The sequence below is a fragment of the Terriglobus roseus DSM 18391 genome (genome assembly GCF_000265425.1).
GTDB classification, from domain to species: domain Bacteria; phylum Acidobacteriota; class Terriglobia; order Terriglobales; family Acidobacteriaceae; genus Terriglobus; species Terriglobus roseus.
This window is the reverse complement of sequence record NC_018014.1, coordinates 2424719-2450434: the sequence shown is the minus strand read 5'-3', so window position 1 is coordinate 2450434 and position 25716 is coordinate 2424719. Positions and strand designations below refer to the sequence as shown.

The window sequence follows — 25716 nt, the reverse complement described above, 5'->3', positions numbered from 1 at the left end:
CACGGTGGTACTCAGTAGCAGCAGTAATCAGAGCGAGTCGCAACCATCTGCTGCGGATGTGCCGACGACCACGGCGCATACCGGGTCGCGAAGACAAAAGCGGGAGGCAGACGACGCCTATCTGGAAGGAGCAAAGTTCTTCGCGCGCGGAGAATTTCAGAAGGCCCAGCGCCAATTTGAACGAGCCGTCCACCTCGACCCTGACAACCGAACCTACGTCCTGGCGCTGCTCTATGCGCGTGAGGTTGAGGTGAAGCGATTAATGCAGGCCTCCTTCAAGTCGCGCCTTGCGGGCGATGCTGGAGAGGCCGACCGCTTGTTTGCGGGAGCAAGAACTCTCGATCCGAACAACCCGCTCGTACTGCAATTCGCCGACACCCTACGTAAAACGACAGGGCAGCAGGAGCGGCGTACGTCAGAGGAATTTGAGGGACCGCTTGCCTTGACACCCTTTGATGGGGTCCGGAGTTTTCATACGAGTGGCGCCACACAGCAGGTCGTCCGCGAGGTTTACAGGGCGTTCGGCATCGAAAGCGTCTTCGATCCTTCTGTCCTGAGTGGGAAGAACCTTCGCATCGATGTCGATGATGTTGATTTCCTGGGGGCAGCCCGCGTGCTTCATAAGGCGGCCCATCTCTTCGCCGTACCACTGGACTCGACGAGCGCCTTGATTGCAGATGACGCAGAAGAGGTGCGTGGATTGCTCATGCCACTGGTGGAAGAGACCATCTATCTCTCCTCGCAGAACCGGCCGCAAATGCTGGAACTCGCAAATGTCCTGCGTTCACATTTTGATCTGACGCATCTGGCGGTGAATGCCGACAGCGGCATCATCGTTGTTCGTGGTCCACAAGCATCCGTGCACCGCATCCATGATCTGTTGACCGAGCTTGCTGTGCGAACTGCAGACATCCTGCTCGACATCAACATCTACGAAGTCGACAAGACTACCGCCCGCAAGATCGGGTTTGCACCGCCGACCTCGGCCACTGCTACTGACGTCTCTGGCACGGCACAGAAGCTGATCTCAGATAACCAAACCCTACTCAATGAATCTATCTCGAGCGGTGCGTTGACTCTCTCGGGCACGACTTATCAGCAGGAACTGCAGGAGGTCGCATTCCTCGTGGCAGCCGGCGTGTCTGGAAGTAGTTCCCTTACAAGCATCCTTGGAACTGTCGGCAGCCTGGAGGGTGTTCCGCTGCTGGGAATATCTATGGGTTCGACCAGTTTGAATATGCTCTTGAACTCCACCGACGTCCGGATGTTGAATGCGCTCCAGATACGCTCGAGTGACCGCCACGAGGCCACGTTGCGTGTCGGATCCCGCTATCCAATTCTGACGGCAATCACGACTTCGGCTTCGAGCAGCACTGTAGCGCAGGAGTTGGCGGCTGCTGGGGTCAGCAGTTCCGTCATTGCACAGCTCACTGGGTCCAGCGGCAGCGGTAGCAACACGACGCCGCAGATCCAGTTCGAGGATATCGGCCTCACGCTCAAACTGACACCACGGCTCCTTCGGGACGGAGACGTGGAATTGAATCTCGACTTCAAGCTCGAATCCCTGGGAGGAACCGGGGTCAACGATATCCCTATCCTCAACAACCGGGCGCTGAAGTCGACCGTTACCATCGCCCCTGGCCAATCGACCATGCTTGCCGCCCTGGTAAGTACAGATGAAGCAAAGGCGCTGGACGGTTTGCCTGGGATGGCAGATCTACCGGGTTTCCAAAGCACCAACAAGAACTCCGACGGAACCAGGAACGAGCTTTTGATCACAGTGACGCCGCACGTGGTGAGCGACTCTGCGATGCACGTCAGCACCTACCGCGTCGGTGACAGATTCTGATTGGAACGAACTCCACATACCGTCGCGACTGACTCTTGTCATTCAGATCCCTTTGAATTTTTGAGGATGGAGAGCCAGCATGTAGCCACCGCTCCTTACGGTGAGGATGCCCCCTCCGAACTGTGGAACACGGCCCAGCTTTCGCCGAAGTCTCAAGATGTGCATGTCCAGACTTCTGTCGAGTGGGTCATAGGTCCGAAGCAGCACGATCTGCGCCAGCAGCTCACGACTGCACACTTCATACGGCCTATCGAGTAAGAGACGTAGGAGCTGAAATTCCGCCGGGGTCAAGGTAAGCTTCGTTCTGCCGTAAGAGATTTCATGCGTTTCCAACTGGACTACAAAATGACCGAAGGAGTGAGTAGAAGGGCCGTTCGGGCTCCTAGCCAATTGACCTGATCGACGGACAACGGCCCCCATGCGAGCAAACAATTCCCGCAGGCTGAAAGGCTTCGAGATGTAATCATCCGCCCCGAGCTCCAGACCCACAATGCGATCCGTCTCTTCGCATCGACCACTGATAACGATGATGGGTGTCCCCATCGAGTCGTGAATCTCTCGGATAAGGTCGAAGCCACTGCAGTCCGACAAGTCAATGTCGAGCAGAATTACCTCGAAGGGTTTGCTCCGGCAGAGTTCCAGCGCACGTTGGCCGTTATGCCCGGCATGGACTATCCAGCCGTGCTGGCCGAGGAAGCTTGCGAGCATTCGGCATAGATCTACATCGTCATCGACGATCAGGACATCGCGAGACACGCCGCGTGAATGTAGTAAGTCGTGGATGCCACACTCCCGCAAAACTCCGCGAACGGTACCTCAAGTCATGCTGATCTGGTTGTGACAAATCGTTACGGTCAGTGACCACTCATGACGGAACGGCCTTCGGTGAAAGCCGTCTATAAACAACGAGGGTCGAATCGGGAGTCCATGAGAAATCCAATACCCAGACTGATCCATTCGGTCAATACGACGATGAAAGAACCAATCCTTTCCATGTCGGCATGGCTCCCATCGCTGCTGGTCAGCTTTCTCATCGGAGGTACCGCCTACGGCTTTCTCTACGCAGGTTTTGCTCTCTGTTTGGACGTGAAGGAAGTGGTTGAGTTCCACGCACGCCCGAAAACAATTCCCGTCGCAACCGAAGGTTGAACGCCAAGAGCTAGCGTTCTACGTTTGGCGTACGAAACGGCCTTCCGCGCAACGGGAGTGCGGTGCAGGCAGCGGCCAGTTTCTTGCGGACCTGGCCTTTTAGGAGTTCGACCTGGCAGAGCCCTTCAGGGTGAGGTGCCTTCTATGGCTTGCGAGTAACGTCCTTCTCCGATGGCAGATCTGTCGCACTCCAACCACCACCGAGAGCCGCGATCAACTGGACAGCCGCGGTCATGCGGCTGGTACGGAGGTTGACTTCCGTTTCCTGGCTGTTGAAGACACTGTTCTGTGCTGTCAGAACATTAAGGTAGGTGTCGACGCCCGTTGTGTAACGGGTGAAGGCGAGCTTCTGGTATCGCTGCGCGGAGGTGATCGCTAACTGCTGTCGTTGTTGCTGTTCAGCGAGTTGCCGGCTTGAGATCAGATAATCTTCGACCTCCTTGAAGGCGTTCAGCACCGTCTGCCGGTATGCCGCCACATCTGCGTTGTACTGTGCCTTGTACTGTTGCACCGTAGCGCGGCGCGCTCCCGCGTCGAAGATCGTCTCGGTTGCGCTTGTGCCCAGTGACCAGAAGCCCGCGGAGAGATTCAGCAGGTGCGTAATGTCTGAGCTTTGTGTTCCCGCGCTGGCAGTCAGAGAGATGTCAGGGTAGTAGGCCGCCTGGCCGACGCCGATCAGTGCATTCGCCTGAGCCATCGTTCGCTCGGCTGCTGCAATGTCTGGACGCCGTTCCAGCAGTTGGGATGGGATCCCGACCGGAACGAACGGAGGCTTGGCATCCAACGGTTTGACGGCGATTGAGAAGTTGCCTGGGGGCTGACCGATCAGCAGAGCGATGGCGTGTTCGTACTGGCCACGTGTTGTCGCCACCGCGGCTGCATTCGCTTCGGCGGTGCGAAGGTTTGTCTCGGCCTGGGCGACATCCTGGTCAGAGTCAATGCCGGTCCGGTATCGCGTCTGGGTGAGACGCAGAGTATCTCGGTAGGCATCCACTGTCTTGTTGTAGAGCTCCTGAAGTGCGTCCTGGCCGCGCAGTTCGAAGTAATACTGAGCCAGACTGGCCTGCTCGCTGAGTGTTTCGTTCGCCAGATTTGCCGCACTTACCTGTGCCGCGTTGGCGTCCTCGCGAATGGTGTTACGAACCTTCCCGAAGAGATCAGGCTCCCAAGAGGCGCTGAAGGGGAGTGAGTAACTGTGGCTGCTGTTGCTCGCAAGCGTCGTCCCGGTCGTACCGCTTCCGCTCGTGCCCGTGGTGGACGTCGTTGCGGTCGCGGTGCTCTGATTGCCCTGACCTTGGATGTTCGTGCTGGGTGCAAACGAGATCGATGGATAGAGAGAGGCATGGGCATTGCGGACAACAGCGCGCGCCGCCATGTAGTTCTCGAAGTATTGCTTGATGTTCTGGTTGTCGATGATGAGGTGTTCTTCCAGAGCGTTTAGCTCTGCGTTCTGGAAGACCTCCCACCACTTTCCGCGCAGCATGGCATCGTCTGGATGAGCCTGACGCCAACCGTTGCTGCGGGCTTCGTCGCTGCCGGCCTGGTTCTCCTTGTATGCGACTGGCGGCGCTGTAGGCATCGAGGCACGGACATACTTAGGGCCAACGCGGCAACCACCAAGCAGGGAGAGAGAAAGCGTTAACGCTGCGCCCGTTGCGCGAGCAGATGTGACAAGTTTCATAATGCCCCCTGGGCCGCGATCGCATGAGGATGGTTCGATTGCTTGCGACCAAAGCGATGGCGCAGGCGATCCAACATCAGGTACACGACTGGCGTGGTGTAGAGCGTGAGGACCTGGCTCACAAGCAAACCACCGAGAATGGTGAGGCCAAGTGGCCGGCGAAACTCCGAGCCGATTCCGCTGCCAAAGGCCAGTGGAACTGCTCCGAAGAATGCTGCCGCGGTGGTCATCAGGATGGGACGAAAGCGCAGGATGCAGGCTTGGAAGATGGCGTCTTCGGGCGGCAAGTTTTGCTCGCGTTCCAACTGCAACGCAAAGTCGATCATCATGATGGCGTTCTTCTTCACAATGCCGATGAGCAGGATGATCCCGATCAGGGAGATGACGTCCAGTTCGGCATGGAAGAGCACGAGCGTGATGACTGCACCGAGCGATGCGGATGGGAGCGTGGTGAGGATGGTGATGGGGTGAATGAAGCTCTCATAGAGAACACCCAGGACGATGTATACCGCGAAGATGGCGGTGGCGATCAGAATCGGCTCAGAGTCGATGGAAGCCTGATAGAGCTGGGCTGTGCCGGAGAAAGCTCCATGCACGCTCTTCGGTATGTGCAACTGTGTTTCCAGCGCGTGCACCTCGCTGGTTGCTTTTTCAATCGATGTCCCGCCTGCCAGGTTGAAAGAGATGGTCGACGACGGATAGAGACCGGAATGGTTCACGGACAGCGGGGCGGTGAGCGTTTTATAAGTGCTGATGGCACTCAGGGGGACGGAACCGCTGGCGGTTTGCACATACGTATTGCGAAGAGTCGCGGGTGATTGCGTGAACTGCTGCTGGGCTTCGAGGATGACATGGTACTGATTGAGCGGCTTGTAGATCGTCGACGTCTGCGCCTGCGAAAAGGAGTAGTTCAGGGCGTCGTTGATATTCGAAGGCATGATCCCAAGGCGGGCTGCCGTGCGACGGTCATACGTCAGGTAGGCCTCCAGGCCACCGCTCTGTAGATCGGAGTTGACGTCGGCAACGAGGGACAGTTTCTTCATCTCGCGTGTGAGCAGGGGGACGTATTTCTTCAGGTCGCTTGTGGAGTCTGCCTGCAGCGTGTATTGATACTGTGCGTTCGATTGTCGCGCGCCAAGGTTGATCTCCTGCGCGGCCATCAGGAAGGTCTGCGCCTCTTTGACTACCATCAGTTTCGGACGCAGACGATTCAGGACAGCAGTCGCACTCAGCTTGCGCTCGTCCAGTGGCTTGAGGACAACGAACATGAAAGCGTTGTTCGACGTGCCGCTGATGCCGCCGCCCGTAAAACCAATGACATTCTGGACTGCAGGATCTGCGCGAACGATCTCGACGGACTTCTTGGTGGCGCCATCCATCATCTGGAACGACGCATCCTGTGGACCCATGACAGCGCCCATCAACAAGCCTGTGTCCTGCTGGGGAAACAAGCCTTTTGAGACACGCATCAGGTACACAACATTCAACCCGATGGTGAAGAGGAAGACCGCGAGGACCAGCACTGCGTGGTCGCGGATCACCCAGCGAAGGCTGCGTTCATACATGGCGCGCAGCCAGTCGAAGCAGCTTTCCACGAACCGATACAAGCGGCCGTGCTCTGACTTCTCGCGGGGCTTCAACAGCAGCGAGCAAAGCATTGGCGTCGTCGTCAGGGACAGGACCATCGAAATGAAGATGGCGATCGATAGCGTCACGGCGAACTCACGGAAGAGTCGCCCGATGATGCCACCCATCATGAGGATTGGAATGAACACTGCCAGCAGGGAAGCCGTGATGGAGATGACCGTGAAGCCAATCTCCTTTGCGCCTTTATATGCTGCTTCGAGTGGCGGCACGCCCTCCTCAACGTAACGCGTGATGTTTTCCATGACGACGATGGCATCGTCGATGACGAATCCCGTCGAGATGGTGAGCGCCATCAGGCTGAGGTTGTCGAGTGAATAGTGCAGCAGGTACATCGCACCGAAGGTTCCGATCAACGAAGTGGGAACGGCAATGCCGGGGATGATCGTCGCTCTCCAGTCGCGGAGGAACACGAAGACCACCAGGATGACGAGCAGGATCGAAAGGAGCAGTGTCAGTTCTGTATCACGCAGCGAAGCACGGATCGTGGTGGTCGCATCCATGATTTTGGTAATCGACTGCCCGGCCGGGATCGCCGAACGCAGGGCAGGGAGCTGTGCGTTGATGCGATCCACTGTCTCGATGATGTTGGCACCGGGCTGTTTGAAGATGATGAGGTCAACCGACTTGCGTCCATTCACATAGCCGCTGGAGTGTAGATTCTCGGTCGAATCTACGACCTCTGCGATGTCCTCCAATCGGACGGCAGCTCCATTGCGCGTACTCACCACCAGCTTGCGATAGTCCTCTGCTTTTGAGAGCTGATCGTTCACCGTGATGTAGCTCATGGTCTGCCCGTCTGACAGAGCACCGGTCGGCGTGTGAGCGTTCTGGTTCTTCAGGAAGGTGGCAACATCCGCCAGGCTCAAGCCATAGTGCTCAAGCTGCAGGGGATTGATTTCAACACGTACGGCGGGCAGTGTGGAACCGCCGATGGTGATCTGACCAACACCCTTAATCTGCGCAATCTTCTGCTGCAGGATGGTAGATGCGGAATCGTAGAGCGCGCCTACGGCATACGTGTCGGACTCAATCCCAAGAATGGCGATGGGTGCGTCCGCGGAGTTCACCTTGCGGTACACAGGATTGGAAGGCAGGTTCGTTGGGAGATAGGTCCGGGCCGCACTGATCGCCGCCTGTACTTCACGTGCCGCGGCGTTGACGTTCTTACTCAGATCAAACTGCAGCGAGATCGAACTTGATCCAGTCGAGCTCTGCGAGGTCATCTCCGTGACACCGGCGATATGACCAAACTGACGCTCGAGTGGTGTCGCCACGGCCGCTGCCATCACATCGGGGCTGGCGCCCGGTAGCTGCGCGCTGACACTGATGGTCGGGGAATCGATCTGTGGCAACGGGGAAACTGGAAGGACGTTGAAGGCTAGAGTTCCAGCCAGGCCCAGCGCAGCCGTCAACAGAATTGTAGCGATGGGTCTGCGAATCGCAGGGGCAGATATGTTCATGCCTGACCCCCTAGTGGCAGGTTCTGTTGACCAATCGGCTTATCGTTCTTTCTCCGCTGCAACTTCTGGCTGATGCGATCGAACCAGAGGTAGATCACCGGCGTCGTGTACAGCGTCAGTACCTGGCTCAATAGCAAGCCGCCCACCATCGCTACGCCAAGAGGCCTGCGCAGCTCAGCCCCGATACCGCGACCAAGTGCGAGCGGTAATCCACCGAAGAGGGCAGCAAGGGTCGTCATCATGATCGGACGGAAGCGAAGCAAGCTCGCGTTATAGATCGCTTCTTCGGGCGGCTTGCCTTCGACGCGTTCTGCGTTGAGAGCGAAGTCGACCATCATGATGCCGTTCTTCTTCACGATGCCAATCAGCAGCACAATGCCGATGATGCCAACGATGCCCAAGTCCATGCGGCAGAGCATGAGCGCCAGCAACGCGCCTACGCCTGCTGACGGCAGTGTGGAGAGAATAGTGAGTGGGTGAATGAAGCTCTCGTACAAAACACCGAGGACGATGTAGACGGTGAGTAGCGCTGCAAGCACCAGCAGACCTTCGTTGTTCAACGATGTCTCATAACTGGCTGCTGTACCCTGGAACTTCGTCTGTACATTCGTTGGCATCTTGAGTGCAGCGGTCGCTTTCGTCACGGCATTCACCGCCTGGCTCAAGTGCACACCCGGCGCAAGATTGAACGAGATCGTGATGACCGGAAACTGCGACTGACGATTGATGGTCAGCGGTGTAAGGGACTTCTTGATCGTGGTGAATGCCGCGAGCGGGACGGGATAACGAGCGCTCGAATTGCTGCTGCTTGCACTGCCGCCACCACCACCAGCGGCTGACCCGGTACTGCTCTGCGCCGACGACGACCCACCACTGGAAGAGGATGTGCTAAGTGCAGACGTGCTGCCGGTGGTCGACGATGTCTGGAGCACTGTACTGCCGGTGGTCGATCCTGAGATTGCCCCGTTTTGCGCCGAGGTATTGAGTTGGCTGTTGGCTGTAGTCGTAGCCAGCGTCGAGCTGCTGGATGTCGTGGCGCTTACACCGCTTGTACTGCTCGCAGTCAATTGCGAGTTGGTCGAGGAGGAAGACGACGTGCCAGTCTGGCCGTAGCCCCCCGATCCTCCACCGCTGCTGGAGTTACTCGCAGTTCCCGTGCCCTGCATGTAAATATCGCCAAGCCGCTCCACGCTGCTCTGAAACTTCGAATCAGCTTCGAGGATCACGTGGTACTGGTTCGTCTGGCTATACAGCGTTGAGATCTGGCGCTGGCCGAAGGCATCGTAAAGCGTGTTGTCCAGGCTCTGAGGGTTGATGCCTAGACGGGATGCCGTGACGCGGTCCACATCGACCGTGACTGCATTGCCGTTCGGCAACTCGTCCGTGGTCACGTCTTCTAGTTGAGGCAGGGTACGAAGCCTGGCGACCAGCTTCGACGACCACGCCTTCAGCTCTGCGCTGTCGGAGTCTTCGATCGTGTACTGGTATTGCGTACGACTGACACGATCCTCAACGGTAAGATCCTGGACTGGCTGCAGGTAGGTTGTGATGCCGGTGATGCGGTTCAGCTTGGGACGCAGTCGCTGGATAACCTCCGTCGCTGAGACACCACGCGTGGACAGTGCCTTCAGATTGATCTGCATGCGTCCCGTATTTGGCGTGGTGTTGCTGGCATCCACGCCGATGAACGATGCGATGGATTCCACGGCGGGGTCTTCCAGAATCTCTCGGGCCACCGTTTGTTCCCGTTTGCTCATCGCGTCGAAGCTCGTGGCCTCCGGTGCCTGGGTGATGGCTTGGATGATGCCGGTATCCTGCGTCGGGAAGAAGCCCTTGGGGATGAAGTAGTACAGAAGACCAGCGCAGACGATCATGCTGAACGCAATGACCAGCACCACCGCCTGACGACCGAGCACCCACTGAAGTGTCCGCCCGTAGAAGCCGATGATGCGTTCGAACTGGTGCTCTGACCATTTGTAAAAGCGCGTCTCGTCTTCAGGAGGTGTGTGCTTCAACAGCCGCGACGCCATCATCGGTGTCAAGGTGAGGGAGACCACCGCGGAGATGATGATTGTCACCGCCAGCGTCACGGCAAACTCCCGGAAGAGCCGGCCAGTGATGTCTCCCATGAACAGCAGCGGAATCAGCACAGCGATCAGTGAAACCGTGAGCGACAGGATGGTGAAGCCGATCTCTTCAGCGCCTTTGAGGGATGCCTCAAGAGGATCCAGTCCCTCTTCCAGGTAGCGGCTGATGTTCTCGATCATCACGATCGCATCATCGACGACGAAGCCGGTCGAAATCGTGAGCGCCATCAACGTTAGATTGTTCAGGCTGTAGCCCAGCGCATACATCGCGGCGAACGTACCGACCAACGAGAGCGGAACAGCAACCGCAGGAATCACGGTGGCTCGCCATGATCGCAGGAAGACGTAAATCACCGCGATCACCAGCCCGATCGTCAGCAGCAGCTCGAACTCAACGTCTTCTACCGAAGCGCGGACCGTTATGGTTCGGTCGGTCAGTATATGCACTTCAATGGAAGCCGGCAGGCTTGCCTGCAACTGCGGCAGCAGTGCCTTGATCGAGTCGACTACCTTGATCGTGTTGGCATCAGATTGCCGCTGGATGCTGAGGATAATCGCTGGCGTGGTGTTCATCCAGGCAGCCAGTTTGTTGTTCTCAACGCCATTGGTGATCTTCGCGACCTCCGGCAGCATGACAGCCGATCCATTGCGATAGGCCACGACCACTTGCTTGTACTGCTCGGCCGAAGTGAGCTGATCGTTCGCGTCGATGGTGTACGCCTGCTGCGGTCCGTTCAGCGTGCCTTTGGCCGTGTTGACGCTGGTGCCGGTAATCGCTGTCCGGACATCTTCAAGAGTCAAACCATAAGAGGCAAGCGCCGTTGGATTTGCCTGGATGCGTACCGCAGGCTTCTGCCCGCCCTGGATCGTGACGAGACCCACACCGGTGAGCTGAGAGATCTTCGGTGCCAAACGTGTGTCCGCAAGGTCCTGGACTTCACTCAATGGCATCACCTTCGATGTCAGAGCAAGCGTCAACACAGGCGCATCTGCGGGGTTTGTCTTACTGTAAGTCGGTGGGATAGGAAGGTCGGCGGGCAGGTAGGAGTTTGAGGCATTGATCGCAGCCTGGACTTCCTGTTCAGCGACGTCGATGTCTTCGGTCAAATCAAACTGCAACACAATGACCGACGCACCTCCGGAAGAGGTGGAGGTCATCTGCGACAGGCCCTGCATCTGGCCGAACTGCTTCTCCAACGGACCGGTGACTGTGGAACTCATCACCTCGGGACTGGCGCCGGGATACAGCGTCTGCACCTGAATGGTCGGGTAGTTGACCTCAGGTAGTGCAGAGATTGGCAGGTCCCTGTAAGCGACAATGCCGACGAGCAGGATCGCCACCATCAGCAGGATCGTCGCAACCGGCCGCGTGATGAAGGGCCGCGAAATATTCATTACGCAGGCCCCATCATGGCCGACTGGCTGGAACCCACTGCCACCTTTGCGCCATCCGTCAGACGGTCGAAGTTACTAGTGATGACCGTATCGCCGGGGTTCAGGCCGTCGATCGCACTCTGGTTTCCTTCAGTATTCAGGACGGTGATATTACGCAGCGCCACCGTGGAGTCCTGTTTCACGACGTACACAAATGCTTGTTGGCCGTTGTATTGCACGGCGCCAGTGGGGATCAGCTTGGCGTTCTGCAGCGTATCCACCTGAAGCCGTGCATTCACGAATTGGTTGGGATAGAGCGCTGCTGCAGCGTTGTCGAACTGGGCACGCAGCCGCACGGTTCCGGTGCTTGTATCCACCTGGTTGTCGAGGGTAAGCAGCTTTCCAGTGGTTAGTTGGCTGGTCTGGGAACGGTCGTAAAGGGCAACCGTCAAGGCTCCATGATTCGGCCCGGTCTTCTGCTGGATCTTGGGGAGATGATCTTCCGCAACGGAGAACACAACGGTGATTGGGTTCAGCTGCGTGATCGTCGCAATGGTGGTTGAACTGCCCGAAAAGATGGTATTGCCGGAGTCAACCAGCCGCAGACCAATCTTGCCGGAGATCGGCGCGATGATATGGCAATAGCTGAGCTGAACCTCGTAGTACTTCACCTGTCCTTCGTCATTGGCGACCGTACCCTCGTACTGATTCACGGTCGCGGACTGATCGAATACGGTCTGCTCGGCGATTGCGTGATCCTTCAATGCTTCCTGGTAGCGCTGCAGGTTGACGCGGGCCTGGTCCAGGAGCGCCCGATCTCGCGCCAGGCTACCCCGTGCCTGCTGCGCCTGTGCCTCGGTCGGGCGCGGATCGATCTCTACCAGCACCTGTCCCTTGTGAACCATCTGGCCCTCGCGGTAGTTCACCGCCAGGACGCGTCCGCTGACCTGGCTGTACACATTTACCGTAGCCAACGGGGTCACGGTACCGAGGGCATCCAGGAAGATATCCATGTGGCCCGTTTGCACCTTGGCCGTCGTGACCGGGGTGCTGTTGTCCGTGGCTGCCATGACGCTGCTCGGGGATCCTGAAGCCTTCTTGCCCTTATCGCCGGCCCCCCTGGGCGCGGCGCCTCCAGGACCGGCCGGTGGCATACCACCCGGAGGCATCCCGCCGGGTGGCATCGTAGGCAGAAGCAGAGGGATCGTGATGATGCCGCAGACCAGGACAACGAGTACCCAGGCGAGCCACCGGCGTTCATGCGGCGTCTGCTGGGGGGCGGATTCGTCAGGGGCGGCGGATGTGGCTTCTTGCATCGGCCTCTCGGAAGGGAGCATGGTTACCTCTTATCCAAGAGTGATCGGCCAAAGTTGAACCGTGGTAATGATGGGTCACAAAGTGTAACGAAGTGTCACGGAACATCCGTCTGGAAAGGGTTTGGGCGCAGACTAGGGAAGAGGCTGGATACACATGACAGAAGCGCAGACCATCCAGAAGGACCGCGTGCTGGTCATCGATGATGACGTGAAACTCTGCTCGATGCTGCGGGACTACTTGACTCGTCACGGCTGGGACGTCACTGCTGCACACACCGGAGCATCGGGCATGGAGGCCGCACGTAGAGTCCGTGCGGAACTAGTCGTCCTTGATGTGATGTTGCCGGATTTCGATGGCTTTGAGGTTTTGCGTCGTCTCCAACGCGAGATGAACCCCCATGTCCTTCTGCTTACCGCAAGAGGCGAAGAGATCGACCGGATTGTCGGCCTCGAAATGGGAGCGGACGACTATCTTCCGAAGCCGTTCAACCCACGAGAGTTACTCGCTCGCATGCGCGCTGTGGTTCGTCGCGCGCATGTCGTGCCTCGCGCTGATATGCCTGCTGCAGAGGCAACTCCGGGGTTTGCCATCGATCCGTTGCACCGTCAGATAACGTTCCATGGCCGCTCAATCGATCTTACGGACGTGGAATACCTCCTCCTGCGCATCTTTCTATCTCATCCGGGCGAAGTGCTTAACCGAGAGGTTCTTTGCATCGAAGCGCTGGAAAGGCCGCATCGCGCGTACGACAGAAGTGTTGATATGCACGTCTCGCGTCTGCGTAAGAAGCTTGAAGTCTTTCCACTGTTCACGGGCGGACTCATCGCGATACGGAGCACCGGTTACCTCTTCTCTCCATCCATGCCGGTGGCTCGCATGGAAGAGGCCTGAGTAGCCGATGCGCACCTTCTTCCTGCAACTCTTTCTCTCCTTCTGGCTTGCAACGCTTGCCGTGTTCGTAGGCGCGACTATCTTCTTTCCGGATGACGTGCCGCACTCTCCGACTGAGCTGGAAGCCATCTTCAAGAGTTCCGCGCAACACACTCTGACGATAGCGCTCGAGGACTATCGCTCCCACGGTTGTTCTGCTGTTTCGCTTTCTGATCCTCTCTGGATCGTTGCAAACGCCCAGGGGAAACCACTCTGTGGCCGCTCGATAACGCAGGTAGAAGCAGAAGCCCTACAGCGTTCCATCAGCAAGGACGCATTGACCGGTAAGAGGAACGGCAGTCAATGGATTCATGCGATGCCTATCACGCTGGCTTCGGGAGCAAAGTGGTTTATCGTCCTCAGTTCGCCATTTATCCGTCCTCCGTTATTCCCACCATTTCCTAAGAGCGCCTTGCCACTGTCCATTCTGGTGACGTTCCTTTTTGCGTACCTGCTGACTCGTCCCCTTCGAGCCCTCTCTGCAGCATTTCGCACCTTTACTGCCGGCGACCTGGATACTCGTCTTCCTGTTCCAGGCCCATCACGCTGGGGACAATTTGACAGCGCCGATGTGCGGACACTAATGGCCGACTTCAACAGCATGGCGGATCGCGTGAGCGAACTGATCGACGCGCAGAAAATGCTCATCCGTGACGTTTCACACGAGCTTCGTTCGCCACTCGCACGCCTGTGTATGGCCGTCGAACTCGCCCGAGAGGACAGCAACGCCGACCAGGCAGTCTTCGATCACATGGAGCAAGAGACAGGGAAAGTCAATGAACTCATCGGAGAGATGCTGACGCTCTCGCTGCTGGAGAGCACACGGCAGACGCCTCGTCTGGACAGTTTCGAAATGCAGCTATTGATCGAAGAGTTGTTGGAGGCTGCGAACTTTGAGGCAAGTGCACGGGGTTGCAGAATCGAGTTTCACTCTAACGTGAGGAACAGCTTAATGACGGGGCAGCCTGTCATGCTCAGCCGCGCCATCGAGAACATCCTCCGAAATGCGATTCGCTATACGCCGCCCGGGGGCGTCGTGGAAGTCGAGCTCAGCAACCTTGACGTCCATCAGGCAATGGCTGTTCAGATCCCGCCCGGCGGTTTCAAGGTCTCTGTGAGAGATACCGGCCCCGGGATTCCGCTCGATCATCTCTCTCATATATTCCGCCCGTTCTATCGGGTCGACATGGCGAGATCAGAGAGCTCCGGTGGTTTCGGCGTAGGGCTGGCGATCGCGGAGCGAGCCGTACATCTCCACGGAGGCAAAATTATGGCAAGCAACAGATCCGCAGGAGGTCTAAATGTTCAGATACTGCTGCCACCCTCCTTCGACAACGACAACCACAACGCAGAGAAGATCCTCCGTCCATAAACACCCGCCACACATACATCGTGCTGTTTCTCTGGTTAGAAGGCCGACACGCTGACCGACGAAGGAAGGAGCGGATCGCGAACTAGGGAGACGATGAAGTCATCGATATCTTTTCCACTATGCCCAGATCCCATAGCCACGACTTCAGATGTCCCAAATCGCTGGAATAGCGGGTGCGGAGCGGCCTGTCACGAGTCTCATTCATAGGATGGATCACCAAGAGGCATGCGTGAGGATGTTGAGGATGGTCTGCACTACGCCACCTCCGCGACTGCTTCGGTGGTTTTGTTCTGTTTGGCTGCGTCGGGTGCCGTCTCAGTAGAAGAGAGGATGAGATCTGATGTCTTCTAGATGACCTCGAGGCTTTCCGTCAGCAGAACGGCGTTGCCGTACAACAGGTGGATGTAGTCGGCGGAGGCTTGGCCAGCGTCAAGGCCGATGGTCTGCTGTTTCACGTACGGTCTCTGAGGTCGCTGTGCGGCGCTCTGCCTTGTGGAGCATTTCGTATGCGAGTTCATGCGCAAGGGTGCTGAACTCCTCGGCGGGTGCCTGTCCGGGAAGGATGGCGACGCGGCCGCCGTAGCTTCATCGATCAAGTTCCTTGAGTCGACGACAGGAATGCCTGGAACTTGTCGCGCTCCTTCTGCTCAATCTGATCATCCAAACGTGCCCGAGCACAGCACGAAGCCGGATGTTGACGATAACGCGCGACACAAACGTCGTGCGCATAAATATCGTATTGCCGTGCGACCTTTGCGTGGAACGCCTGATCGTCGTAAAGTCCTCGGAAGTCGGCACAGAAGCCGCCAACCATCCTTGCCGCTGCGGTTCTTAGCATGACCGTGCAGATACACGGGACCATACTCTCATCTTCCCGAAACCAACGTAGCAGTTCTCCACGTGCCAGCAGACCGACGGACGCCCCCCTGGGTATCAGCGGTGGTATGTAATTACTTCCCCAGTTGGCTGCGCGGGAGCTCTGTTCATGGAACGGGACTGTGAAGTCGACCCAGCGTTCGGCCGCTGCATAAACCATCGTTACGTGGGGCATGTCATCCAGCAAAGACGCCTGCGTCTCCAGATGGTGTGGAAGCCAGACATCATCGGAGTCGAGGAAAGTGATTAGAGGCGCGCGGGCATAACGCAGCGCAAGATTACGTGACGCGCTGATCCCTCGATTGACACCGCCCGGATGTACCAGAACACGAATTCTTCCGGAATACCGGTTCGCATGCTGCCGAGCGATGGCAAGAGTTCCGTCGGTGGATCCGTCGTCCACAAAGAGAAGTTCCCAAATGCGAGATGTTGCCTGACTCAGAATGCTATCGAAGGCCTCCGCAAGATATGTGGAGCTATTAAACGCCGTCATCAGAATAGAGACTTCAGGGCCCGCGTTCTCTTGACTTGGAGAGGGTAGTTTCATCAATCGGGAACTCCTTGTCTCTGGAGCGCGGTGCGCAGCTTCTGTAATGCTTCTGGGCTCGCGGAAAACCGTTCTCTGCCGCTATGGGCCATAGCGTATGTTTGCATCTCGTCGGAGACGTCGACCGCGATCTGAGATGGATAACACATCGCGTAATCTCGCTTCGACGCAGCGGATGCCGGCTCCAGTGGAAACCATGCTTCCTGAAGCACCTGTCCGGGGCTCAAAGCAGAGTTCTCTCGTTTGTCTGCGGACATCCGACATGCATACGGCAGATCCTCGTAGAAGAGAAGGCGGGCACTGCTAAAGGTGTGCCTAGCTGCTTCGTAGACCAGTCGATGGTCGATATGGCCTCCCAAGGCCATCGGCGCCAACACGAGATCTGTAAAGGGGAGTGAGGCAAAGCTCCGCGCCAACGATTGCACCTCGTCCTGCCGAAGGTCTGCTGGAGACAAGGAGTGTGCGTCCTCCGTTCCCCAGCGAATTGGCAGATCCTGCCATGCCAGATCCCCTAGATGGACCTGGTCGCTCTTCGCTCCAGTTGCCCGCAAGATCGTTTGTATAAATACGAGGTCTTCTCGCATCCGCAGTGCAGTGACCAGCCGAGTAACGTCGTGGCTGTCCTGCGAGGCGTAGGGGAGCGTATCGGCTGACTGTGCAAACGTTCACGATGGAAACGCTGTGTCCTGCGGAGAGAAGTTCGTGCAGAATCAATCCGCATGAGAAGGCTGCATCATCACGATGCGGCGAAAGAACCAGAACGCGCATGAAATCCTCTCAGGCTCAGATGATCTGGTGTCGCTCTTGAAGAGCCTTCCCCAGACGAGTTTCAAGCTTATGTTTCGCATGTGAAACCAGAAGCCGTTCCGCGTTTCACTCTGTCAAAATCTGATTTTTCAGCAGCACGCATGTTGCATCAGAAGGAAGAATCCATCCCTCAAGGAGTTGAGTTGCTTTCTATTTCATCAAGCAGCGCTGATGGCAGTGCGCTGCTTGAGAATGCGCCTGCGGTATCTGCCGTTAGCCTTCGACGCGAGGTCGCCGCATGCACACGCATTGGGTTGCCCCTTGCGCTTGGAGAGTTGGGCTGGATGTCGACCTATATTGTCGACGCCCTCATGATCGGACGACTGCCGCATTCCGCGGCGGCTATCGCTGCGTCCTCGCTTGGCAACACAATTTACTACGCGATCGCATTCTTTGCGATCTACCTGCTTAATGGCCTTGAGACCTATGTTTCGCAGGCTGCCGGACGTAACGATAAGCAAGAGTGTGTGCGCATGCTTGCGCAGTCGATGTGGATCGTTGTCCTCGCGACGCCGCTGGTAATGCTTCTCACCCTTGGCTTCGGCACTCTGCTGCCGCGATTTGGCGTCTCACGAGATGTCGCTTTAATAACACAAACCTACCTTCGTGCATTGGTCTGGTCCACCGTTCCACTGATGCTTTACATGGCATTGCGGCGGTTTCTGCAATCCATCAACCGTGTCGGACTCATCACGGCGTCCTTGGTAACTTCTGGAGCTGTGAATCTGCTCTTCGACTGGCTTCTGCTGTATGGGCACTGGCACATGCCTGCCATGGGACTCGCAGGCTCAGGGTGGGCCACGGTTGTTGTGCGTTTTTGGATGTTGCTGTTACTGGTACCCGGCGTGGTCTTCGCTCTGCGGCAGATGCACCAGCGCCCGAGGCTCGCCACGCTTCGTCCGGATGCAGCAAGGCTGCGGGCGCTGCTACAAGTCGGTTGGCCTTCCGGCCTGGAATTCTCCCTGGAACTCGGCATATCTACGTTCATGTCGCTACTTTGTGCTCGGCTAGGAACGAATTTGCTTGCTGCCCATCAGGTGGCACTTGATTTGAACGCGTTCGTTTATATGGTCCCAACCGGACTCTCTTACGCAGCGATGATCCGTGTTGGTCAAGCCGCTGGACGTAACGACCTGCGCGGCGTGCGGAGCGCTACCAAGGCGACAATGTTGCTCGCGCTTGGCTATGGAGCGATTGCAGCGGTTGCTTTTCTCAGCTTCGCTCACAAGCTCGCTTCCTTCTATACGACAGACAACCACGTCGTTGCAGCAGCGACGCCGTTGTTCTGGCTGTGCAGCGTTCTTATTCTTGGCGATGCGGCATTCGTAGTGCAGGCGTCTGCCTTAACTGGACTTGGTGATACGCGCACGCCTTTGTGGGTAAGCGTCTTCTGTAACTGGGTGCTTGGTATGCCGGCGGCGTACTTACTTGCGTTTCCCCTGGGATATGGCGCTGTCGGACTGTGGATGGGAAGAGCCATCGCCTCCGTAAGTTCCGGTCTTCTTCTTACCGTCCTTTGGCAACATCGTATGCGGTCGGAAGCTGCAGCAGATGCCACTCACTCCATTGCTTTGCTGTCCCCGCTGCGAGTGCGTTGAAGCGCACCGCGGACCACACTTCTACTTCACAATCTTGAGGCCTAACATGCATCGTCGCTCTCTCCTCCCCATTGCGCTTGTTGTCGTCGTCGCGCCATGTGCTCTGGCGCAGTCAACGCTTGGCAGCATCTCCGGCACCGTCCAGGACAAGACGGGTGCTCGCGTTCCAAATGCAACCGTTAGACTGCACCGGACGGAAAGCAATACGGACCGTATTGCCACAAGCGACAGCAACGGAAGCTATACCTCGCTGAATCTTGAGCCAGGCCACTACGACATCATGGCTCAGGCAGCGGGACTGTCTACATCGACGTCAACGGGCATCTTGCTGCAGTCGCGTCAGGAACTGCGCTTCGACGTCACACTCAAAACGGGCGATGTCAACGATGCGGTCACGGTCAGCGCGACAGACGCGGGGCTGATCAACCTAGAAAACGCTCAGATATCAGCCACTCTGACACCGCAGGCGGTCCTTGATTTACCGGCGAATTATCGTGGTGCAGGATCCACCTCGCCTTTGAGCGTGGTGCAGGCTTTACCTGGTGTGCAGCCAGACAGTGCAGGCTATCCACCAGCGCCATCAACGCGTCCCGCCCCTTCGGTGCGCTATTCCATCCAGGGTGGTCTGCCTTCGCAGACGGACACGACGGTCGATGGCATCTCCGCGCAAAATCAGACCAGTAACAACGTGCAAGCCGATGCCTTTCCGTCTGCAGAATCCATTGCTGAGATCCGCGTCGACGGCGTTAATAACAACGCCGAGTACGGTCAGCCTGGTGAGATCACAACCATTACGAAGAGCGGTACGAACCAGGTCCATGGCTCGGCTTACATGTACTACCAGAATGACGCATTAGATGCGACACCCTTTGGCGCTGATGCGAGCACCAAGCCACAGAAAGACGCCAAGGACTTCGGGGCAAGCGTTGGTCTCCCTGTCGTAGTCCCGCACCTATATAACGGACGTAATCGAACCTTCCTCTTCGGAGCCTTTGAGGGACTTCGCTTCCCACAGACGACGCCGCTGCAGCGCACTGTGCCTACCGTTCTGATGAAACAGGGAAACTTCTCGCAGGAGACATCCACGCCGCTGCAGAACCCCTTCACCGGTGGAACGTACGCAGGAAACATCCTGCCCGTTAATCCAGTCTCCGCCAAGTTCCTGCAGTTCTATCCTGATCCCAATATCGACGCAAATCTCTCTTTGTCGGCCGCTGTTGCCGATCGTGGCTACAACTATCTCAGTTCGCGGCGAAACGACATCAACTCAAATCAATTCGATGTACGTGCTGACCAGGTCATTGGAAGCAAGATAACCGCCTCGGTCCGTTACTCCTGGAAGAATAATAATCAATCGCAACCGATCGACCTGACCCTTCCGAACAGCACGGCCTACGCGCGCTATCGCATTCTGACCAGTAACGTTAATATTGCAGTCACGCCACGGCTAGCCAATGAGGCTAAGTTCGGCTTCACACTGGAGCAGGATGGCAATAGCAACCCCTTCGATGGTTCGGGATTCACACAGAGCACGGGCCTGACGACGAGTGTGACGCCATTCTTTAACGGCATCCCTCACCTCAACTTCAACGGTGGTGATGCTCCTGTCACTTCCATCGGGTCGCGCCTTGGTTATGAAGAGCGCTCGCGAGTATTTCAATACATCGACAACGTCACGTACACGGCAGGCGGGCACACCATGCGCCTGGGATTCGACATTCGACACCTTGGAGCGCACACGCAGGCCGGAGGCGCCACACCCTCAATCAACTACGGCAACTTCCTCTTCGACGCGCAGAACACGGCCACCGGCGACCAGTTTGCAGACTTCCTGGCAGGCGTCCCGTACCAGAACCAAAGCAACAACATCCGCCAGGACAATGACGCGACCACAAACAGTTTCGCCTTCTATGCACAAGATGCCTGGAAGGCAACTGAACGGCTCAACCTGACCTTCGGCTTACGGTATGAGTACCATCCGGCGCTGGCGTCCTCCAATGGACTTGCCGGCAACTTTGATCCATCCGTGGCGCGGACCGGGAGGCTGATCTACCCGTCAGGGTATGCAAGTGCACTTGATGTGCAGGAACTGGCTAATGTGAATGCATGCCCTATCGCAGGTGTGAACAACCCGTATGCCAGCGGCGGTAGCGTTGCCGGCGTTCCTTGCACGCCGGTTGTCAGCAATGTCGATGCCGGTCTGCCTGCGGGTCTGCGCAAAGCACCGCACCTGCGCTTCATGCCGCGTGTTGGATTTGCCTATCGTCCTTTCAGCGATGACAAAACGGTTCTGCGGGGCGGCGCGGGCTACTTCAACATCACCACGACAGGCGCTCTCTTTTACGCAATCGCGCAGACACTGCAGCAGAACTACCAGACCTTCACCAATTACTACTCCAGTGGTTCCAACACAGCAGGCTCGTCGACGTTTGTTCCACCAACATTTGTCTTCCCCAATACCGCCGCCAGCGGACAGTTCACGCCTGCGCTCGGCAGCGTTTACTTCTATAGCGCCATCGACCCCAACTGGCACGACCCCTATTCCCTGCAAACGAATCTATCCATCGACCATGACTTTGGACATAACCTTGCCGGTCGTATCTCCTATGTTGGACTGCACACATGGCACCTGATCTGGCAGCCACAACTGAATCAGTTAGCAAGGTCCAGTACGCGCTTGTCCTCACAGGCATCGCAGGCGGACTACCCCTTCCCGAACTTTTACCAGGTGACGAATCGGAGCACAGCGGCCCAGGCAGACTATCAGTCCATGCAGGTAGAGTTCACACGGCGGATGAGTCGCGGCCTGTCATTCGGAACCACCTACACGCTTGCCAAGAACCTTTCCGACAACCAAGGGAGCGCCGGCAACTTCAACTCAGCGGGTTTCGTCGATGAGCAGGGTGGCTACAGTGCGACGGACAGCTTCGACCGCCACGTGGATTATGGCAATGTTGCCGCGACCCGCCGCCACCGGTGGCTGTCCACATTGATCTATGAGATACCAGTAGGTCGCGGGCGAATCTTCGGCAGCAACATGAATCGGGTTACGGACACGCTTCTCGGCGGATGGCAGTTGAGCAACATCTTCCTGATGCAAAGCGGTACGTTTTTGACGGCCTATTTCCCGGCGGGCTACATCGATCCGTCCGGAACGGGATCCGGAACGTATGTTGGTGGCGCAAACCAGCGGCCGGACCGTATCGCAGATGCGAACAGCGGAGAGCGCACACGCTCTCATTGGTTCAATCGAAATGCCTTTGCGTGCCCCGGCAGCTCGGATCCAGCGTCCATCGCAACTTGTGATGTCGGCGTAGGGTCGCGGCCCATCGGACGTTATGGCTCAGAAGCAGTTGGGGATCTACGCGGGCCGGGTACCGTTAACCTCTCTGCTGGAATTAGCAAAACGTTCCGAATTCGCGAGAGCTTGAGAGTTCGTACCGAAGGCACATTTACTAATGTGCTGAACCATACCAATTTAGCCGATCCCACGCTCGACCTGACGTCTGCCAGCTTCGGCAAGATCACGCAATCACGGGGATCAGACTTTGGAGGGAATAGAACCGGACAGGTATCGTTGCGCGTCGAATTCTGATCGCCTGGCGCCCTGCCGATCGTTTCCGCTTCCGTACGCATGTTGTCGACTTGAAGCGAGGCTTTCGTAGGGCCGACGACGAATTGTCTTTAAGGTCACGCAGGGTTGAAACCGTTACCTAACTAAAAGCCGTGGAGTTGAAGAGCAGGTGGCACCACTGGTGGGGGCAAAGGTGCGAGTCGTGAATGCGGGCTGTCGGACGCTTTGCACCAAGAACGGCGTGGTGAGCCAGTGTGCGTTTGGCGGCGGTTCGGAAACCGGCTTCCGAAGCCCAGAAGGACGACATGCTCACCCGCGGAGAGGCAGCTAAACTGGCCGACATCCCGACTGTGCGGGACAAGGGAACTCGCTTCAGAAACTGGCAGACCAAGAACAGGAGAGGTAACTGCTGGCGGTGCCGGACCCATCGACCGCTAAGGGGAAGTGGGACTCCGCGATTCTGGCGCTGCTGGTCGGCTGCGCTCTCTGGAGCAGGGAAGACTAGCCTCGCTCACCGTTGAGGCCATTCCGATGCGTGAGGACCGGTAGGCGATCATCGATCTCTCGGGCGAGAGCTGCCGCGTCCGGACGGTGGCCACTCCGGTCTGTGTGAAGAAAAGAATCGTGTCTGGCAGGAAGCCAGCTCAACCGAGAAGGAGCCGTGATTGCGGTCAGTCTCCGAGGGCGGCACAGTCGGGGAGAGCGATAGCGACTGTGTGATCTGGTCCTTAGCGGCCGAAGCTGCGACGCGACGGAGACGGAGATTGAGCACTTCGGTGCAGCAAGGTAGGCCTCATTCAAGTCAGCTGTTGAGTCAGGTTGACTATGGTCGATACAAGAGTCCGTGAGGCGGAAAATAATGACCCGGCAAGCTCAAGTTCGACCATCGGACAAACGAGTCCCATCGCGCGAAGAAGCGAAGGAGAGAGCTTCGCGCAGATCGCGAGACTGATCGCCGCGCCCTGTGAGAGGGCAGTGCGGGCAGTCAATGCCACACTCATCGAGCTCCATTGGGAAATCGCCTCTGTGTTCAACCGGAAGATCGAGGAGTGGGGCGACGGCGTTGGGACCGGCTGGCTGCATTTGTTGCGAAGACGGAGCCGGGATTGCGCGGCTTGACTCGGCGCAACCTCTAGAGAATAAGGCCATTTCAACAATGGGCAGTCTTTCTCTGATTGCTCCTGGCATCCGCCGTGCTGCCGAATCTGGCAGTTTGCCTTGGAGAGTCAGACAAAACGCTATGATGTTTCACCTCACCGGCACGCGTTCTAGGATCGCTCAATCCGCGAGTTGAGGGTTGAACGATGATTCAATCTAGATGAGTACTTTGATTGACGCGTTCGATCCTGAGGATCCTTCGCGAGTGTGGCGGCATCGATGGGGCAGGGCCGACGTCTGCAGGCCAGATAAGTCGACTGTCTGGTTCTACTCCAGACGAACGAGTTCGAAGTCGGTTGCATTCAACATCAGTCCCCAGTAACAGGGAATGGCTCGCCTTCGCAGGCGAGCCGTAAATCGTTTCTTCAACCTTTAGAAAGCTTCTCGATGAGTAAAGCGGCCGTTCAGCATGGCCATTCTCACCGGCGTGCCGGCGATCTCACTCTTCGGCACGTTGAAGAGGTTTTTTGCGAGAACCACCAGATCGGCGCACTTTCCGACTTGGATGGAACCGATCTCCTTCTCCATGCGGAGTTGGTAGGCCGCTCCCAACGTGTTCGCGTGCAAGGCGTCCGAAAGCTCAAGACGTTCGCTCTCAGGTTGAAGGCAGGGGTCCGCGTCGGTTTTGTCCAGCAGCTTACGAGTCACACCAATCTGAATTGCGTCGAGTGGCTTGTAGGTCGAAAAATATCCCGCCGCTGGCCAATCAGTGCCCATGGAGATACGACCTCCTGCCTTCAGGATCGAGTTCGGTCGGTAGATCTTTCCCTGGCGTTCTGGTCCCATACGTTCCAGAAGGATTTGTGTCGTGTCTGGATCGTAGGAGTGCCAGTTAGGCGAGAACTCGGAGACTACCCCTAGCTTTGCAAAGCGAGGTAAATCCGCATCATCCACCAGGACATTGTGAGCGATTGTGTTCCGACGGTCCCGCAGAGGATTTGTCGTGATCGTATGCTCGATGGCATTCAGCGCCATGCGGACCGTTGCATCGCCGCAGGCGTGTATGTGCACATCGATACCGGCAAGGTCGGCCGACGAGACCATCGTGTCCATCTCTTGCTGGGTGAATGGTGGTGTGCCGACTTCATTCGGCTTATCGGTATACGGCTTCAGCATGTACGCCGTCCAGCCTTCCTCTGTCCCGTCCGCTACGATCTTCAACGTGCGCGCGTTCACTAGTGAACTCTGAAATCGTCTGGCGAGCCCTTGTGTCTTCGCTACCGCCTTTGCGACACCGCTGGCACCCTTAACTACGTGCGATGCCGAGACGCGAAACGGTAAGGCACCCTTCGCTTCATAGTCAGCGTAGATCTGGATGATGTCGCCCTCATCGCCCGAGACGGGCGGCACAGACGCGTCGAACAATGTCGTGATGCCAGCCTTCGCCGCATTCGGTAGCCACTTCCCAAGATAGGCAGACATCGCTTGCACCGTGACGGGCTCTACTGCGTTGGCCACCATAAGCTCGGCAAGCACCTCCAACACGAACCCCGTTGGCTCGCCATTCTTATCGCGAACGAAATAGCTGAAGTTTGGAATCGGATCGGGAGTCTTCGCTGTGATCTTTGCGACTTCAAGCGCCTTGCTATTCACCCACATACTATGGACATCGATCGCGAAAAGCATGATGGGACGGTCGCTGACAATCTCGTCCAGCATCTGGCGGGTCGGTCCTTCCTTCGGGAACATATCCATGCGCCATCCAAAACCGCGCAGCGGGCCAGTCGGGTTGGCGGCTACATACTTCTTGATCTCCTTGAGTGCCTCTTCGAGCGTGGGGTACTGCAGGTCCACACCTGAGGTAAAAAAGGCTCCGAGAAACGGGTGAGTGTGCCCCTCGACAAAGCCAGGAAGAAGCATCTGTCCCTTGAGATCGATGACCTCTGTGCGCTTACCGATGCTGGATTTCACTTCGGCGCTCGTGCCGACGGCGACGATCTTGTCACCATTGACCGCAACAGCCTCCGCCCAGGGAGCCTTTGAATTCATGGTGTAGACGGCCCCATTGGTAAAGACCACCGTGGCCTTCCCGTCTCGGGAAGGAATAGCTTTCACGAACGAACCCTTAGCATCCCTCATCATGGCCGAAGCAGGCAAACTCGCTACGCTCGCCAGGGCGAGAGCACCGCTCAGAAACTGGCGCCGACCGACAATCGAGCCTTTATCAGGCTGCATGTTATCGGAAGCAAGTCTGCCCAGGGTGTCAGACAACGTACAAGCGATGCACATAAAAATATCCTTTGGTGTTCTTTAGTGGTGTCTCTAGGGACGCTGCCGGTGGGGCGGGCTC

General features: G+C 57.2%; 13 protein-coding genes and 1 pseudogene. 6 read left to right on the top strand and 8 right to left on the bottom strand.

Annotation, left to right across the window (positions count from 1 at the left end; genetic code table 11):
- The first annotated feature begins 58 nt into the window (after positions 1-58).
- Positions 59-1849 (top strand): type II secretory protein PulD, encoded by a 1791-nt coding sequence (locus tag TERRO_RS10150; RefSeq protein WP_245536075.1) that lies wholly within the window; start codon positions 59-61, stop codon positions 1847-1849.
- A 42-nt stretch (positions 1850-1891) separates the two neighbouring features.
- Here TERRO_RS10150 and TERRO_RS10145 read toward each other — a convergent pair whose 3' ends face one another.
- The gene (locus tag TERRO_RS10145) at positions 1892-2605 is read right to left on the bottom strand and encodes a response regulator transcription factor (protein ID WP_014785908.1); all 714 of its coding nucleotides are present in this window, start codon (positions 2603-2605) and stop codon (positions 1892-1894) included.
- Positions 2606-2821: 216 nt separating this feature from the next.
- Here TERRO_RS10145 and TERRO_RS23115 point away from each other — a divergent pair, with 216 nt between their 5' ends.
- The gene (locus TERRO_RS23115; protein WP_157178320.1) at positions 2822-2998 is read left to right on the top strand and encodes a hypothetical protein; all 177 of its coding nucleotides are present in this window, start codon (positions 2822-2824) and stop codon (positions 2996-2998) included.
- A 142-nt stretch (positions 2999-3140) separates the two neighbouring features.
- On the opposite strand, the gene TERRO_RS10140 is transcribed toward TERRO_RS23115, so the two are convergent.
- Genes TERRO_RS10140 through TERRO_RS10125 form a run of 4 tightly spaced genes read right to left on the bottom strand, consistent with a single transcriptional unit; the run spans position 3141 to position 12563 of the window.
- A complete protein-coding gene (locus tag TERRO_RS10140) occupies positions 3141-4679 on the bottom strand; it encodes an efflux transporter outer membrane subunit (RefSeq protein WP_014785906.1) in 1539 nt (512 codons plus the stop codon).
- Positions 4676-7786: an efflux RND transporter permease subunit gene (locus TERRO_RS10135; protein WP_014785905.1), complete on the bottom strand. Its 3111-nt coding sequence runs from the start codon at positions 7784-7786 to the stop codon at positions 4676-4678. Before TERRO_RS10135 ends, TERRO_RS10140 begins: the two co-directional genes overlap by 4 nt.
- Positions 7783-11268, bottom strand: coding sequence for an efflux RND transporter permease subunit (locus TERRO_RS10130; protein ID WP_014785904.1), 3486 nt, complete (start codon positions 11266-11268; stop codon positions 7783-7785). The genes TERRO_RS10135 and TERRO_RS10130 overlap by 4 nt, the downstream gene beginning before the upstream one ends.
- The gene (locus tag TERRO_RS10125; RefSeq protein WP_245536073.1) at positions 11268-12563 is read right to left on the bottom strand and encodes an efflux RND transporter periplasmic adaptor subunit; all 1296 of its coding nucleotides are present in this window, start codon (positions 12561-12563) and stop codon (positions 11268-11270) included. The genes TERRO_RS10130 and TERRO_RS10125 overlap by 1 nt, the downstream gene beginning before the upstream one ends.
- A 154-nt stretch (positions 12564-12717) precedes the next feature.
- On the opposite strand from TERRO_RS10125, the gene TERRO_RS10120 reads away from it, so the two are divergent.
- Both TERRO_RS10120 and TERRO_RS10115 read left to right on the top strand, forming a co-directional pair.
- Entirely contained in the window at positions 12718-13455 is a 738-nt protein-coding gene (locus TERRO_RS10120; protein ID WP_014785902.1) for a response regulator transcription factor, read from the top strand.
- A 7-nt stretch (positions 13456-13462) separates the two neighbouring features.
- A complete protein-coding gene (locus TERRO_RS10115; RefSeq protein ID WP_014785901.1) occupies positions 13463-14866 on the top strand; it encodes a sensor histidine kinase in 1404 nt (467 codons plus the stop codon).
- A 254-nt stretch (positions 14867-15120) separates the two neighbouring features.
- Here TERRO_RS10115 and TERRO_RS22645 read toward each other — a convergent pair.
- Both TERRO_RS22645 and TERRO_RS10105 read right to left on the bottom strand, forming a co-directional pair.
- Positions 15121-15451 (bottom strand): annotated as a pseudogene (locus TERRO_RS22645) (DUF1738 domain-containing protein); the annotation flags it as partial.
- Between the two features lie 7 nt (positions 15452-15458).
- The gene (locus TERRO_RS10105; RefSeq protein WP_014785900.1) at positions 15459-16289 is read right to left on the bottom strand and encodes a glycosyltransferase family 2 protein; all 831 of its coding nucleotides are present in this window, start codon (positions 16287-16289) and stop codon (positions 15459-15461) included.
- Between the two features lie 908 nt (positions 16290-17197).
- Here TERRO_RS10105 and TERRO_RS10095 point away from each other — a divergent pair.
- Both TERRO_RS10095 and TERRO_RS10090 read left to right on the top strand, forming a co-directional pair.
- Positions 17198-18694, top strand: a complete 1497-nt coding sequence (locus tag TERRO_RS10095; RefSeq protein ID WP_281047872.1) for an MATE family efflux transporter — start codon at positions 17198-17200, stop codon at positions 18692-18694.
- 46 nt (positions 18695-18740) lie between these two features.
- Positions 18741-22289: a TonB-dependent receptor gene (locus TERRO_RS10090; RefSeq protein ID WP_014785898.1), complete on the top strand. Its 3549-nt coding sequence runs from the start codon at positions 18741-18743 to the stop codon at positions 22287-22289.
- Positions 22290-23798: 1509 nt separating this feature from the next.
- Here the strand turns inward: TERRO_RS10090 and TERRO_RS10080 are convergent.
- Complete coding sequence (locus TERRO_RS10080) at positions 23799-25601, bottom strand: amidohydrolase (RefSeq protein ID WP_041593226.1); 1803 nt, start codon at positions 25599-25601, stop codon at positions 23799-23801.
- Between the last annotated feature and the right edge of the window lie 115 nt (positions 25602-25716).

Excerpts from the sequence above, each read along its gene's own strand:
- TERRO_RS23115 (WP_157178320.1), top strand. The coding sequence starts at position 2,822 with ATGAAAGAACCAATCCTTTCCATGTCGGCATGGCTCCCATCGCTGCTG.
- TERRO_RS10140 (WP_014785906.1), bottom strand. The coding sequence starts at position 4,679 with ATGAAACTTGTCACATCTGCTCGCGCAACGGGCGCAGCGTTAACGCTT.
- TERRO_RS10135 (WP_014785905.1), bottom strand. The coding sequence starts at position 7,786 with ATGAACATATCTGCCCCTGCGATTCGCAGACCCATCGCTACAATTCTG.
- TERRO_RS10130 (WP_014785904.1), bottom strand. The coding sequence starts at position 11,268 with ATGAATATTTCGCGGCCCTTCATCACGCGGCCGGTTGCGACGATCCTG.
- TERRO_RS10125 (WP_245536073.1), bottom strand. The coding sequence starts at position 12,563 with ATGCAAGAAGCCACATCCGCCGCCCCTGACGAATCCGCCCCCCAGCAG.
- TERRO_RS10120 (WP_014785902.1), top strand. The coding sequence starts at position 12,718 with ATGACAGAAGCGCAGACCATCCAGAAGGACCGCGTGCTGGTCATCGAT.
- TERRO_RS10115 (WP_014785901.1), top strand. The coding sequence starts at position 13,463 with ATGCGCACCTTCTTCCTGCAACTCTTTCTCTCCTTCTGGCTTGCAACG.
- TERRO_RS10105 (WP_014785900.1), bottom strand. The coding sequence starts at position 16,289 with ATGAAACTACCCTCTCCAAGTCAAGAGAACGCGGGCCCTGAAGTCTCT.
- TERRO_RS10095 (WP_281047872.1), top strand. The coding sequence starts at position 17,198 with ATGTTGCATCAGAAGGAAGAATCCATCCCTCAAGGAGTTGAGTTGCTT.
- TERRO_RS10090 (WP_014785898.1), top strand. The coding sequence starts at position 18,741 with ATGCATCGTCGCTCTCTCCTCCCCATTGCGCTTGTTGTCGTCGTCGCG.
- TERRO_RS10080 (WP_041593226.1), bottom strand. The coding sequence starts at position 25,601 with ATGCAGCCTGATAAAGGCTCGATTGTCGGTCGGCGCCAGTTTCTGAGC.